The organism is Nonomuraea sp. WAC 01424 (genome assembly GCF_003947315.1).
GTDB lineage: Bacteria > Actinomycetota > Actinomycetes > Streptosporangiales > Streptosporangiaceae > Nonomuraea > Nonomuraea spiralis.
In genome coordinates this window covers 191395-204839 of the sequence record NZ_QHHZ01000005.1, presented here as the reverse complement: position 1 = coordinate 204839, position 13445 = coordinate 191395, and the positions used below count along the sequence as shown (strand labels likewise).

At 71.9% G+C, this 13445-nt stretch carries 14 protein-coding genes; 5 read left to right on the top strand and 9 right to left on the bottom strand.

Annotated elements, in window-relative coordinates:
• Window positions 1-48 precede the first annotated feature (48 nt).
• The 3 genes from DMB42_RS15795 to DMB42_RS15785 all read left to right on the top strand — a co-directional run bounded on the left by DMB42_RS15795 (window position 49) and on the right by DMB42_RS15785 (window position 1556).
• On the top strand, window positions 49-309 hold the full coding sequence (locus DMB42_RS15795; protein ID WP_125635200.1) for a hypothetical protein: 261 nt from the start codon (window positions 49-51) through the stop codon (window positions 307-309).
• A gap of 59 nt (window positions 310-368) precedes the next feature.
• Window positions 369-1220, top strand: a complete 852-nt coding sequence (locus tag DMB42_RS15790; RefSeq protein ID WP_125635198.1) for a helix-turn-helix transcriptional regulator — start codon at window positions 369-371, stop codon at window positions 1218-1220.
• Window positions 1221-1289: 69 nt separating this feature from the next.
• Window positions 1290-1556, top strand: coding sequence for a hypothetical protein (locus DMB42_RS15785; protein ID WP_125635196.1), 267 nt, complete (start codon window positions 1290-1292; stop codon window positions 1554-1556).
• 39 nt (window positions 1557-1595) lie between these two features.
• On the opposite strand, the gene DMB42_RS15780 is transcribed toward DMB42_RS15785, so the two are convergent.
• The 6 genes from DMB42_RS15780 to DMB42_RS15755 form a co-directional block, all read right to left on the bottom strand.
• The gene (locus tag DMB42_RS15780; protein WP_125635194.1) at window positions 1596-2213 is read right to left on the bottom strand and encodes a TetR/AcrR family transcriptional regulator; all 618 of its coding nucleotides are present in this window, start codon (window positions 2211-2213) and stop codon (window positions 1596-1598) included.
• Between the two features lie 53 nt (window positions 2214-2266).
• A complete protein-coding gene (locus DMB42_RS15775; RefSeq protein WP_125635192.1) occupies window positions 2267-3916 on the bottom strand; it encodes a glycosyltransferase family 39 protein in 1650 nt (549 codons plus the stop codon).
• Entirely contained in the window at window positions 3913-5091 is a 1179-nt protein-coding gene (locus DMB42_RS15770; protein WP_125635190.1) for a bifunctional glycosyltransferase family 2/GtrA family protein, read from the bottom strand. The genes DMB42_RS15775 and DMB42_RS15770 overlap by 4 nt, the downstream gene beginning before the upstream one ends.
• Before the next feature lie 24 nt (window positions 5092-5115).
• A complete protein-coding gene (locus DMB42_RS15765) occupies window positions 5116-6495 on the bottom strand; it encodes a cell wall metabolism sensor histidine kinase WalK (protein WP_260477719.1) in 1380 nt (459 codons plus the stop codon).
• Entirely contained in the window at window positions 6492-7190 is a 699-nt protein-coding gene (locus tag DMB42_RS15760) for a response regulator transcription factor (RefSeq protein WP_125635188.1), read from the bottom strand. Before DMB42_RS15760 ends, DMB42_RS15765 begins: the two co-directional genes overlap by 4 nt.
• 64 nt (window positions 7191-7254) lie before the next feature.
• Complete coding sequence (locus DMB42_RS15755; protein WP_125635186.1) at window positions 7255-8457, bottom strand: cytochrome P450; 1203 nt, start codon at window positions 8455-8457, stop codon at window positions 7255-7257.
• 86 nt (window positions 8458-8543) lie between these two features.
• On the opposite strand from DMB42_RS15755, the gene DMB42_RS15750 reads away from it, so the two are divergent.
• Entirely contained in the window at window positions 8544-9098 is a 555-nt protein-coding gene (locus DMB42_RS15750) for a TetR/AcrR family transcriptional regulator (RefSeq protein ID WP_125635184.1), read from the top strand.
• A 74-nt stretch (window positions 9099-9172) separates the two neighbouring features.
• Here the strand turns inward: DMB42_RS15750 and DMB42_RS15745 are convergent, their stop codons facing one another.
• The 3 genes from DMB42_RS15745 to DMB42_RS15735 all read right to left on the bottom strand — a co-directional run bounded on the left by DMB42_RS15745 (window position 9173) and on the right by DMB42_RS15735 (window position 12164).
• Window positions 9173-10702, bottom strand: coding sequence for an NAD(P)/FAD-dependent oxidoreductase (locus tag DMB42_RS15745; RefSeq protein ID WP_125635182.1), 1530 nt, complete (start codon window positions 10700-10702; stop codon window positions 9173-9175).
• A gap of 134 nt (window positions 10703-10836) precedes the next feature.
• On the bottom strand, window positions 10837-11139 hold the full coding sequence (locus DMB42_RS15740; protein ID WP_125635180.1) for a hypothetical protein: 303 nt from the start codon (window positions 11137-11139) through the stop codon (window positions 10837-10839).
• Window positions 11140-11273: 134 nt separating this feature from the next.
• Window positions 11274-12164, bottom strand: coding sequence for a LysR substrate-binding domain-containing protein (locus tag DMB42_RS15735; RefSeq protein WP_125635178.1), 891 nt, complete (start codon window positions 12162-12164; stop codon window positions 11274-11276).
• A 70-nt stretch (window positions 12165-12234) separates the two neighbouring features.
• Between DMB42_RS15735 and DMB42_RS15730 the strand changes: the two genes are divergently transcribed.
• Window positions 12235-13365 (top strand): YeiH family protein, encoded by a 1131-nt coding sequence (locus DMB42_RS15730; protein WP_185844677.1) that lies wholly within the window; start codon window positions 12235-12237, stop codon window positions 13363-13365.
• The last annotated feature ends 80 nt before the right edge of the window (window positions 13366-13445 follow it).

Genomic DNA, 13445 nt, shown 5'->3' with positions numbered 1-13445 from the left:
TGCGTACAATTGCGCGCAATTGCATCTGGTATTCGGGGAAGGATCGTCATGCGTATGCGGTTCCTCGGCTCCACCTCGGAGGCGGGCGCCTGTCCCACCCTGTACGAAACCGATCGCGGCACCATCGTCGTCCAGGGACTTCAAGTCACCGACCCCGAGGCGCTCGCGGACCTGCGCGACGTGCTCGAGGGGGAGGGCGCCGTCGAGGTGCCCCGCGAGCTCCTCACCGAGATCGCCCGCCGGGTGCTGCCCGGCGGATCAACCGACGCCGTGCCCACCAGCGACGGAACACCGTCGGCCACCGCTTGATCACAATTGCGCGACTGGGCCTGGCATGATCGGCGCCCACGGGGCTAGCCTCTTGCCGCGTGACGTCCTTTCAGCAGGCGCGCATCGACCTCGGCAGCCAACTGCGTCAGCTGCGCGAGGCTGCCCATCTGTCGGGCAAGGACCTGGCAGAGCGGCTGCGCTGGCAGCCGTCCAAGGTCTCCCGCCTGGAGAACGCCAGGCAGACGGCGACCGAGGATGACGTGGTCGTGTGGGCGCAGGCCGTCGGGGCCGCGCCCGACACGACCGACGAGCTGATCAGGCAGGCGATCGCGCTGCTGGAGCGGCACGACGACTGGAAGCAGCGTCACCGCAGCGGCCTGGCCGCCCTCCAGGAGGACATCCGCGACCTGGAGGCGCGCACGAAGCTGTTCCGCGTCTTCGAACCGGGCATCGTGGTCGGCCTGCTCCAGACCTCCGAGTACGCCCGGCACGTGTTCCGCAAGGTCAGACGCCTCTACAGCGCCGACGACCAGATCGACGCGGCGGTCCGCGTGCGCATGCAGCGCCAGGAGATCCTCTACGACCGCACGCGCACGTTCAGGTTCGCGGTGCCGGAGTCGGCGCTGCGCAGCACGCTGGCCCCGGCCGGCGTCATGCGCGGCCAGCTCGACCGGCTGCTGGCCGTCAGCACACTGCCCAACGTCGAGTTCGGGGTGATCCCCTTCGGCACGGAGTTGCCGTCCGCGCCGATCAACGGGTTCTGGATCTACAACGAGGCCATGGTCGGGGTCGCCACGATGACCAAGGACCTGGTGCTGCGCGACCCCGACGACATCGCCTTCTACGTACGGGCTTTCGACGACTACGCCAAGGTGGCGGAGTTCGGGGAGCCGGGGCGCGAAGTCATCATCCGTATTCTTAACGAATACCGGCAACAAACCCCACATTAACCTCAGCAATTGCTTGCCACCCGCCGCAAGATCGTGCAATTCTGTCGCGAGACGTTGCGGAGGTGACGCATGATGCTTGATACCGCGTTCTGCCTTGAGCGGTTCGCGTGGCACGCGGGCCGTCACGCCGACCTTTCGGTGCAGAGTGTCGCGCTGGCCAGCGACCCGGCGTACGTGTCGGTGCGCAACCGTTTCTCCGCGACCCTCGCCGAGACCGTGACGTGCTCCGACGACGGCGCCTTCATCACCTCATGGGGCTACCGCCTCGGCACCACCGAGGACGTCGAGTCGGCGGCGGCCCGCCTGGCCTTCCTGCTGGCCGCCCTCCCCGCCTGACCTGACCACCGCCCGGCCCTGACCCCCGGGCGCGTGTGATCAGCCGAAGTCCGCCACCGCGATGCCCGCCTCCCTGGCCGCCGCCGTACGCGCGTGGGCCAGCAGCCGCGCCTTGTCCAGCACGTTGGGATGCAGCGTGTAGCGGATGATCAGACCGTCGAGCATGGCGTCGATGCGCTCGGCCGCGCCCGCCGGGTCGGCGCAGGCGAACTCCCCCGCGTCGGTGCCCGCCGAGAGCACCTGGGCCAGTGCGTCGAGCCAGGCCGTCTCCAGCTCCAGCATGATCGCGTTGACGGCGGGCTCGCGCAGCGCGGTGTTCCAGGCGTCGATCCACAGCAGCCAGCTCTGGTCGGAACGCGACTCGGGGATGTAGTAGCGCAGCACCCGGTCGAGCCGCTCGACCGCCGTGCCGGGGCCGTCGGCCAGTTCCTTGAGCCGGGCGCTCTCGATGTCGAGCGTGGCCCGCAGCATGGCGGTGATCAGCTCGTCCTTGGTCGCGAAATGGTAGTGGATCAGGCCGCCGCTGACATTGATGGACTTGGCGATGTCGGCGATGCGCGTGTGGGCCAAACCACGTTCGAGCACCACCTTGCGGGTGGCCTCCAGAAGCTCGGCTCTACGCTGATCAGCCTGCTCGGCCCGGGTCGTACTCGCCACCCGATCAGCCTATAGCGCGCCGGTCGGCACGCCGCGTCGTGGAGCGGCTTTCGTCACCCGGGCCGGCGGTTCTCGTGGTCAGGCGGCGCAGTCGTAGAGGCCGGTGCGGCCGTCCACCGCCGTGCACCGGACCGCCCCTGAGGTGGCTCCCCGCCGTCCTGGAAGCCGCTCTGGAAGCCGCCGGGGAGCTCGCCGCGTGGGAGGCCGCCGGGGAACGCGCCGCCGGGGCCGCCCGTCCGGCCCGTGGACGGGCCCGCCGTGGGGTTGGTGCCGTTCACCCGCGACCCCAGGGGTGAGACGGCGTAGGCCGCCGGACCGGCGAGCCCCGCGACCAGGGTGGCCGCCAGTGCCGCCGCGGTCACCCTGCCCGCCGTCCGGGCCCTGGCCAGGACGAGCAGCGCCACGGCCGCCGTGGTCGCCCCGAGCACGACCCAGGCCAGCCACGGCAGCCACTCGGGCGTACGGCGCAACACCGCGAACGACCACCCGCCCGTCACGGCGACCGCCACCGGGAGCACCCACCCCCATCCCCGCGACCTGCGGTACGCCTGCCACATCACGGTCACCCCCATGCCGGTGAGCGCGGCCACGGCGGGCGCCATCGCGGTCGTGTAGTAGGGATGGAACGTGCCACTGGAGAAGCTGAACACCACGTAGTGCACGACCAGCCAGCCGCCCCACACCAGCCACGACGCCCCGTCGAAGGGCAGGCCGCGCACCCGCAGGAGCACGGCGAAGGCCAGCGCCACGACGCAGAACGGCAACAACCAGGAGATCTGCCCGGCCATGACGTCGTTGAACAGCCGCCCGGCCCCGGCCTCCCCGCCGAAGCTCACGCCTCCGATCCTGAGCCCGCCCCCGCCCTGGCCGAAGACGCGGCCGAGCCCGTTGTAGCCGATCACCAGGTCCCGGACGGTGTTGTCGGTCGAGCCGCCGACGTACGGCCGCGACGCGGCGGGCCACAGGTCGACGACCACCATCCACCAGGCGCTCGACACCGCCAGCACGACCCCGGCCGCCAGCAGGTGCCCCACCCGCCTGACCGCCCGGTGGCGGGCGCACACCAGGTACGCCACCCCGAACGCCGGCACCACCAGGTACGCCTGCAACATCTTGGTGTTGAACCCCAGCCCGACGAACAACGCGGCGAGGAGCAACGTCCGCGCCCGGCCCGTACGCAGCGACTCCAGGCAGAACCAGGCCGCCAGCACCGGCAGCAGCACGAGCACGGTGTCGGGGTTGTTGTCCCGGTTGATGGCCACGGTGATCGGGGTGAGCGTCATGACCACGGCCGCGACCAGCGCCGCGACGTGCCCCTGGCGGGCCTGCCCGAAGGACCTGCGGACCGCGGAGTACACCACGCCGACGGCCGCCACGCCGGCGAGGACCTGCGGCAACAGCATGCTGTACGTGCTGTGACCGAAGATCCGCGCCGACAACCCCATGACCCACAGGGCGAGCGGCGGCTTGTCCACCGTGATGAAGGACCCGGCGTCGATCGCGCCGAAGAAGAACGCCTTCCAGCTCTGCGTGCCCGACAGGACGGCGGCGGCGTAGTACTCGTTGGCGTTCCCGTCCAGCGCCCAGGCGTACAGGACGAAGGCGGCGGCGAGCACGGTCCACATCGCGGGCCGCGACCAGCGCGGGTCGCCGTCGGACCCGGTGAGGACGCGGACGCGGGCGGGCGCGGCGAGGGCGGTCATCGGGCGTTCCTGCGGCGCTCGGGGTTGAACACCCACACGCGCAGCAGCAGGAACCGCACGAGGGTGGCCGCCGCGTTGGCCGCGATGACCGCCACCAGCTCCACGCCGTGCGTGACGCCGTCGGGCAGCAGCGCGAGGCTCCCCGACGTCAGCGCCAGCCCCACCAGGAACGCGATCATGCCCTCGACCTGGTCGCGCAGCGCGCCGCCCGTGCCCTTGACGCCGAAGGTGAAGCGGCGGTTGGCGGCGGTGTTGGCCACGGCCGTGACGAGCAGCGCGACCGCGTTGGCGACCTGCGCGGGAACGACCTGCCGCGACATCGTGAACAGCGCCAGGTAGGCCAGCGTGCTCACCACGCCCACGATCGCGAACCTGGGGAGCTGCCTGGCCATCCCCCTCGGCAGCTCGGCCCGCCGCACCTGGGCGGGCATCGGGATGCGCGCCGCGCCCGACAGGGTCTTGCGGGCCACCCTGGCCAGCCCGCGCAGGTCGTCGAGGGCGGTACGCAGGATGTCCACGCGGCTGTCGGGGTCGTCCACCCAGTCGACCGGCACCTCGTGGATGCGCAGGCCGTGCCGCTCGGCCAGCAGCAGCAGCTCGGTGTCGAAGAACCACTGCTCGTCCTCGACGGCGGGCAGCAGCGCCTGCGCGATCTCCGTACGGACAGCCTTGAACCCGCACTGCGCGTCGGAGAACCCGGCGCCCATCACCGAGCGCAGCAGCAGGTTGTACGAGCGCGAGATGAACTCCCGCTTGGGCCCGCGCTCCACCCGCGACGCCCTGGCCAGGCGGGTGCCGATGGCCAGGTCGCTGTGCCCGGACAGCAGGGGCGCGACCAGCGGCAGGAAGGCGTCCAGGTCGGTGGACAGGTCGACGTCCATGTAGCTGACGACGTCGGCCTCGCTCTGCGACCAGACCCGGCGCAGCGCCCGGCCGCGGCCCTTCTCGTCGAGGTGCACGGCTCGTACCCGGGGCAGCTCACGGGCCAGTTCGGTGGCCAGCCGCCACGTGTCGTCGGTGCTGGCGTTGTCGGCGATGGTGATGCGGAAGCCGTACGGGAACGTCGTGGCGAGGTAGGCGTGCAGGCGGGCGACGCTCTCCCGCAGCGCCCGCTGCTCGTTGTGGACCGGGACGACCACCTCGACCAGGCGCGTCCCTACTGCTGTTGTCTGCATGCAGCCAGCTCACGGTTTAGGTCTTTAAGAGGACTTATCCGATTCTGAGTGACGGATGAGACTTCCGGGGAGGTCGATGGTCGCGATCGCTCCGCCACCCGGCGCGTTCGACAGGCCTACCTTGCCGCCGGTCTCGGACACGGCCTGCGCCACGATCGCCAGGCCCAGCCCGGATCCGGGCAGGCCACGGGCCGACGGCGAGCGCCAGAAGCGTTCGAAGACGTGCGGCAGCTCCTCCTCGGGGATGCCGGGGCCGTGGTCGCGCACGGTCAGCCGGCCGTCCTTGAGCGAGACCTCGACCTGGCCCTCGGGGCTGAACTTGCGGGCGTTGTCGATGAGGTTGAGCACGGCGCGTTCCAGCGAGGTGGCGCTGCCGACGACGTACCAGGGGCTCAGCTCGGTGATCACGTCGGCGCCGCGCAGGCGGACACGTTCGGCGGCGGCCGTGACGATCTCGTGCAGGGCCAGCTCGACGTGCGGCTCGTGGTCGGTGTCGCCGCGGGCGAGCTGCAACAGGTCGCCGACCAGCGTGGACAGCTCGGCGAACTGGGCCTTGACGTTGACCAGCAGGCGTTCCTTGGCGCCCGGGTCGAGCTGCCGGCCGGTCTGCTCGCTGCGCAGCAGCAGGTCGATGTTGGTGCGCAGGGTGGTGAGCGGGGTGCGCAACTCGTGGCCGGCGTCGGCGACGAGCTGCTGCTGGCGTTCGCGGGAGCCGGCCAGGGCCGCGGTCATGGCGTTGAAGGAGGAGCTGAGCCGGGCGATCTCGTCCTTGCCCTGGACGGGGATGCGGGTGTTGAGGTCCTCGGTCTCGGCGATGTGCTCGGCCGCCTTGGTCAGCCGGGCCACGGGACGCAGCGCGGCGCGCGCGATGAGCAGCCCGGCCCAGGCCGCCAGCAGGACGCCGAACAGCGCCACGGCGCCCAGCAGCAGCGCCACCACCTTCAGCGTGTCGCGCAGCTCGCGCAGAGGGGCGGCGTCCATCACCGCCACGCCGGGCGCGAGCTGCTCGGTGAGGACGCGCATCTCGGTGCCGTCGGCGGTGACGCCGTTGTGGAAGTGCTTGGGCTCGGGCCACTCGCCCTTGGCCACCGCCAGGTCCTCGGGCGTGACCACCAGCGCGGGCCCCACGTAGCAGGGCGGGGCGCCGTTGCTGAAGATGAGCTGGGTGGAGTGCGCCGGGCCGTAGTGGTCCTTCGGCGCAGGGGTGGGGCGGCAGGACTTCCTGATCCACTCGAGGTCGTCGCGGGGGTCCTTGCCGGGGTCGCGGTCGAGCTGCCGGTCGGCCTGCTCGTACAGCTGATGCCGGACGATCATGAAGCAGGCGCCCGCGCTGATCGCGACCGCCAGCGCCACGGCGAACGTGACGAGCAGCGTCAGCCGGGCGCGCAGGCTGTTCCTGATCACGGTGCGGCCCGCAGGACGTACCCCACCCCGCGGACCGTGTGGATCACGCGGGGCTCGCCGCCGGCCTCGGTCTTGCGGCGCAGGTACATCACGTACACGTCGAGGGAGTTGGACGTCGGCTCGAAGTCGAAGCCCCACACCTCGTTGAGTATCTGGTCGCGGGTCAGGACCTGGCGCGGATGGGCCAGGAACAGCTCCATCAGCAGGTACTCGGTCCTGGTCAGGTCGAGCCCGCGCAGCCCGCGGGTGACCTCCCTGGTCGCGGGGTCCATGCGCAGGTCGGCCTGGGTGAGCGCGCCGCCGTCGGCGGCGCCCGTGCTGAGCGCGCCGCGGCGCAGCAGCGCGCGCACCCGCGCCAGCAGCTCGTCCAGCTCGAACGGCTTGACGAGGTAGTCGTCGGCCCCCGCGTCGAGCCCGGACACCCGGTCGCCGACGGCGTCGCGGGCGGTGAGCATGAGGACGGGGATGTGGTTGCCCTGAGCCCGCAGCCGCCGGCAGGCGGTGAGCCCGTCGAGCCGCGGCATCATCACGTCGAGCAGCACCCCGTCGTACGGCTCCCCCGCCAGCGCGTCCAGCGCCGCCTGGCCGTCGTTGGCGGTGCCGACCCGGTAGCCCTCGAACTCAAGGCTCGACTGCAGCGCCTCGCGCAACGCGGGCTCGTCGTCCACCACCAGCAACCGTGCGGGCTCACTCATGTCTCACAAGATATGAGCCCACTATGAGAACACGATGAACGGGTTGATCGATGTTCCCTGAGGATCACCACGCCACCGGCAGAGCCTTGAGGCCGAAGATGACGCCCTCGTACTTGGCGGGCACGTCCTCGTCGGCGACCGTGACCCGCAGGTCCGGGACGCGCTCGAAGAGCGTGCGCAGGGCGATCTCCAGCTCGGCCCTGGCCAGGTTCTGGCCGAGGCACTGGTGGACGCCGTACCCGAAGGCGACGTGGTGGCGGGCGCCGCGGGCGACGTCGAACTCGTCCGGGCGCTCGAACACCCGCTCGTCCCAGTTGGCCGAGGCGCCGAGCACGAAGATGCCCTCGCCCTCCCTGACCTCCTGGCCGCCGATCTCCTGGTCGCGTACGGAGACCCGGTCGAAGGCCACCCAGTCGACGATCGAGTGGTAGCGCAGCAGCTCCTCCACGGCCATCGGCCAGCCCGCGGGGTCCGCGCGCAGGGCGGCGAGCTGGGCGGGGTGGCGCAGCAGCGTGAGCACGCCGAGCGGGATCATGTTGGCCGTGGTCTCGTGGCCGGCGACGAGCAGCAGGAAGATCACGCCGACGAGTTCCTGGTGGGTGAGCTGCCCGCCGTCGATCAGCCGTCCGAGCAGGTCGTCCTGAGGGTCGCGCTCGGCGGCGGTGACCAGGTCGTCGAGGAAGGTCCTGATCTCCGTCATCGCGGTGTAGGCCGCCGCCGGGTCCTCGGTGGCCGAGACGATCGTACGGGTGCGCGACTGGAAGAACTCGCGCTCGGCGTACGGGACGCCGAGCAGCCGGCAGATCACCAGGGACGGCAGCGCCAGCCCGAAGTCCTCGACCAGCTCCGCCTCCCGGCCCTTGGCCAGCATCTCGTCGATGAGCTCGTCCACCAGCCGCTGGATGGACGGGCGCAGTTCCTTGACCCGCCGGACGGTGAACTCGGGGATGAGCAGCTTGCGGAAGCGGGTGTGCTCGGGCGGGTCGAGGTCGATGAAGTGCCCGACCGCGGACTCCTGGAGCGCCGCCGTCTGCTCCGGCGTGGGCGGCTCGGGGGTGAGCAGGGTGTTGGGGTGGCCGGGCGTTGCGGGGTTGGTGCTGATGCCCTCGCCCGAGAGCACCCGCTGGGCCTCGGCGTGCCTGGTGACGAGCCACACCTCGCCGCCGGGGAGCGCGGCCCGGACGAGCGGGGCCTGCTCGCGCAGGCGGGCGTACTCGGGGGGCGGGGCGAACGGGCACGTACGCTGGACAGGGAAGTGCTGAGCCATAGTCTGCTCCCTACAAGCCGGTTCGCATTGCTTACTTACGCGAAAGTAAGCAATGCGAGGGCCGGTCGTCAAGGGATGGGAGCACGATGGCAGGGCGGCGGACGGACACCCGCGAGCGGATCCAGCGGGTGGCGCTGGAGTTGTTCGCCGAGCGCGGATACGACAAGACGACCCTCCAGGAGGTCGCCGAACGGCTGGAGATCACCAGGCCCGCGCTGTACTACCACTTCCGTACCAAGGAGGCGATCCTCTCCAGCGTCGTCGACCGTCTCGTGGTCTCGATCGACGAGCTGGTGGAGTGGGCCCGCGAGCAGCCCCGGACACTGGAGGCCCGGCAGGAGATCCTGCGGCGCATCTCCGGGCTGCTGGAGGACAAGTGGCGGCCCCTGTTCAGGTTCGCCCAGGTGAACCAGGGGGTGGTGCAGGAGCTGCCGGACGGGTCGCGGATGCAGGAGGGCGTCATCTCCATGTTGTCGGTGCTGAGCGCGCCGGAGGACGACCCCGTTCAGCAGTTCGAGGCCAGGCTCGCGGTGTTCGCGGTGATCCTGGGCAGCGTTCCCTTCCTGTTCGACATGCAGTTGCCGGACGCCGACCGCGCGGCGGTGGCGCTCAAGGTGGCCACCAAGCTGATCTCCCAGTGACCCGCGGCATGGCCTGACGGACGCCTCACGGGCGGCTCACAGGCGGTTCGGGCGGTTCGGGCGGTTCGGGCGGTTCACGGGCGCAGCAGGGCCATCGCCGCGTTGTGGCCGCCGATCCCGCTCACGCCGCCGCCCCTTCGGGCCGCGGCGCCGCACAGCAGGATGCGCTCATGGCCGGTCTCGACGCCCCAGCCGCCTTCCTGCGCGTACGGCCAGCTCAGGTCCTCGTGGAAGATGTGGCCGCCCGGCAGGCCGGCGTCCCGTTCCAGGTCGACGGGGGTCTTGGCCTCGACGCACGGGGTGCCGTCGGGGGCGCGGAGCAGGCAGTCCTCGATGGGCTCGGCGAGGACGGAGTTCATCGAGGCGAACGTGGCCCGAAGTGCATCTTCACGCGCCTTTTCCGGATTTTTCCGGAAAAGGCGGGCGGGCATGTGGAGGCCGAACAACGTCATCGTCTCGGCCCTCCCCCTGAGCTCCGGGCCGAGGATGGACGGATCGGTCAGGGAGTGGCAGTAGACCTCCGCGGGCGGCAGCTCCGGGATCTCCCCCCGCGCCGCCTGCTCGTACGCCCTGGCGAGCTGGTGGTGTCCCTCGTTGATGTGGAACGTGCCGCTGAAGGCGGCCCTGGGGTCAGCCGACGGGTCCTTGAGCCGGGGCAGCCGGGCGAGCACCATGTTGACCTTGAGCTGCGCCCCCTCGGGCGCGGACGCGGCCCCGTCCCCCTCTTGGTCCGTCCCCTGGTCCAGCACCCGGTCCAGCACCGCCGGGGGCAGGTTGACCAGCACGTGGCGGCCGTTCACGGTGTGCTCGCCGTCCTCGGCGACGTAGGTGACCTCGCCCGACGGCGAGATGCCGACGATCTCGGCGCCGGTCCTGATCTCGGCCCCCGCCCGCCTGGCCGCCCGCTCCAGCGCGCCGGAGACCGCGCCCATGCCGCCCACCGGGACGTTCCACTCGCCGGTGCCGTCGCCGATCACGTGGTAGAGGAAACACCTGTTGGCCAGCAGGTCGGCCGCCGGATCGGCGAACGTGCCGATCAGCGCGTCGGTGAGCACGACGCCGCGCACGGTGTCGTCGGCGAACCGCTCCTCCACGGTCTGGCCGACGGGCCGCTGGAACAGGTCGCGCCAGGCCCGCGGGCCGACCAGGCGTTCGATCTCGGCGGGGGTGCGCAGCGGTTCGAGCAGTGTGGGGGCGAGGAGGCGGGCGACGTCCGCCGTCATGGCGTAGAAGTCGCGCCAGGCCCGGTGGTCGTGCTCGCCGCCGGTGACGGCGCGGAAGGAGGCCGCGGTACGGGTCTCGTCCTCGTTGTCGACGAGCAGGCCGGTGTCGCCCTTGGGGGTGTAGGAGGCGTACCGGCGGCGGCGCAGGTCGAGGTCGAGACCGAGGTCCCGGACGATCCGCGCGGGCAGCAGGCTGACCAGGTAGGAGTAGCGGGACAGGCGTACGTCCACGCCGGGGAAGGCCCGCGTGGAGATCGCCAGCCCGCCGACGTGGCCGAGGCGTTCCAGCACCAGGACCCGGCGGCCCGCTCCGGCGAGGTAGGCGGCCGCGACCAGCCCGTTGTGCCCGCCACCTGCCACGACGACGTCATACGCACCCATCCCCGCACCTTACGACCCGAACCGTGCCATTCGTCAACGGTCCACCCGAAGGCGGGCACGAGCGACGGCCCGAGGGCGGCGGGTCCGCGAGCCCGGCCGGAGGGGGTGCCCCGCCCGGCCGGGCCGGTGACGGGTCAGCCTCGCCTGTTCACCCAGATGCGCTTGACCGGCCACGGCAGGAGCCGCACCGAGGAGACCCCGCCGACGGTCGTCCAGCCGCCGGTGAGGAGGATGGGGTTGGCGAGCGGGTGCGACTGCTCCACCCCGACGCTGTGCTCGCCGGTGCCGGAGGTACATGTGCTGTAGGCGTAGTCACCGCTGATCCAGGCGGTGCAGTCGGTGGGCGCGGCCAGGGCGGGCGACGGCGCGAGGCCTGCGGCGGCCAGGCACAACACCGCCGATCCGGCGACGGCGGCGAGATGACGACGAAGGCTCATACGGAGTCTCCAGTGGTTCGGGGGGTGAACGCAGGCTTACTTTTAGGAAACTTTCCTAAGGGAAAGCTAGATCGTGCTCCCGGCAGCGTCAACAGCCGCTTTCGCGCACGTTCTCCGGCCCGTCGCTGACGTCCTCACGGGCGGCTGGCGATGGCGAGGAGGGTCGCCGCCGGGGCGGTGAGCGACCGGCCGCGCCGCCAGACCGCGCGCAGGTTCCTGACCAGGTTGAGCCCGGCGAGGGGCACCTCGACCAGGCGTCCGGTCGCGATGTCGACCTCGACCGCGTAGCCGCTGAGCACCGCGGGCGCGGCGCCGGCCTGCGCCGCGCCCTTGACCGCCGAGTTCGATCCCAGCTCCAGGCGCGGGCTGGCCCGGTGGAGCCGTTTGAAGGCCACGTCCAGGGTCTCGCGGGTGCCGGAGCCCGGCTCGCGGACCACGAGTGGCGTGGCGGCCAGCTCGGCGCCCCTGAGGGCCGTACGGCGGCGGGCCCACGGATGGCCGGGCGCCACCACGACGACCAGCCTGTCGGTGCCCACGACGCGGCTGTCCAGCCCCTCGGGCACGCTCGGCCCCTCGACGAACCCCAGCTCCACCTCCTCGGCCAGCACCCTGGCCGCGACGTCGGTGGAGTTGACCACGTCCAGCCCGACCTGGACCTCGGGCTCCCGGTTCTGCAGCTCGCCGAGCCAGCGCGGCACCAGGTACTCGGCCACCGTCATGCTGGCGGCCACCCGCAGATGGGCCGCCTCGCTGTGGCGTACGGCCTCGACGGCCCGCATCAGCTCCTCGGCCGCGGCCAGCACCTGGGCGGCCCAGCCGGCCACCATCCTGCCCTCGGCGGTGAGCGTGGATCCGCGCGGCGTGCGTTCCAGCAGGGGTACGCCGAGGCGGCGTTCCAGCAGGGCCACCCGCTTGCTGGCCGACGGCTGGGCCATGCCCGCCGCCTTCGCCGCCTGGCCCAGGCTGCCCAGCTCGCCCACGTCCACCAGCAGCTTCAGCGAGTCGAGGTCCGGCAGCGCACTCATAGCCACAGGCTATGGCCTCCCAGGCAACGCGTGTCTACCGACCGGTACGAAAGCCCCGAAAACTGGCATCATGCCTCTCCCCGACCAACGGCTCTCGCCCTCCGTCCCCGTCCCCGTCCCAGGTGAACCGCCCGTACCGGTCCGGCAGGCGTCGGTGTGGCCCGGGATCGGGCTCGCGGCCGTCGCGGTGGTGGTCGCCATGGTGGTGAACCGGTTCGTACCGGCGTTCAGCCCGGCGGTGATCGCGGTCCTGTCGGGCGCGGTCCTGGCCAACCTGGTCGCGGTCGCCGCGTCGTCGTCCGGGCCTGCGGGCGCGGACAGGGCAGGCGCGGACAACGCGGGCGCGGGCCGGGCGGGCGTGGTCTGGGAGCGGTTCAGGCCGGGGCTCGCGTTCGTCTCCAAGCGGGTGCTGCGGGTGGCGATCGCCCTGCTCGGGTTGCAGATCGCGATGCCGCAGGTGCTCGCGCTCGGCTGGCAGACGCTGGTGATCGTGGTGGCGGCGACCGGGGTCACGTTCGCGGTGACGCCGCTGATCGGCCGCCGCCTGGGCCTGTCGCCCGGTACGTCGCTGCTGGTGGCGACCGGCGTGTCCATCTGCGGGGCGGCGGCGGTCGCGGCCATGCGCGAGAGCGCCGACGGCACCGACGACGACGACGCGGCCGCCGCGCTGAGCGTGGTCGTCCTCTACGGCAGCGCCGCCATCGTGGCCGTACCGGCGCTGCCGGTGCTGCTCGGGTTGTCACCGGCCCAGCTCGGGGTCTGGACCGGGGCCGCCGTGCACGAGGTCGCCCAGGTGGCCGCGATCGGCGCCGCGTCGGGCGTCCTGGCCGCGGCCGTGACGGTCAAGCTGGCCCGCGTCATCCTCCTGGCCCCGCTCGTCGCCCTGACCGCCGTCCGCGCCCGCCGCCCGGACACGGCCGAGCAAACCCGGCGGGAGGGACGCAGGCCGCCGGTCATGCCGCTGTTCGTGGCCGCGTTCCTGGTGATGGTGGCGGTACGCAGCACCGGCTGGGTCCCCGAGCCGGTCACCGAGGCCGTCCCGCAGGTCACCAACGTGCTCATGGCCGCCGCGCTGTTCGGCCTGGGCACCGGGATCGACGTACGGAAGCTGATCAAGGGCGGCCGGGCCGTGCTGCTCGGCGCGATCGCCACGGGGCTCATCGCCGCCGTCTCCCTCACGGGGGTCGCCGTCCTGCTGTGAGAGCCCTCTGAGTGGACGTCCTGGCCGGGCCCCCGTACGCTGCTCGGTTCGGAACAAATTCCGTCAGGCATGCCGTTCTC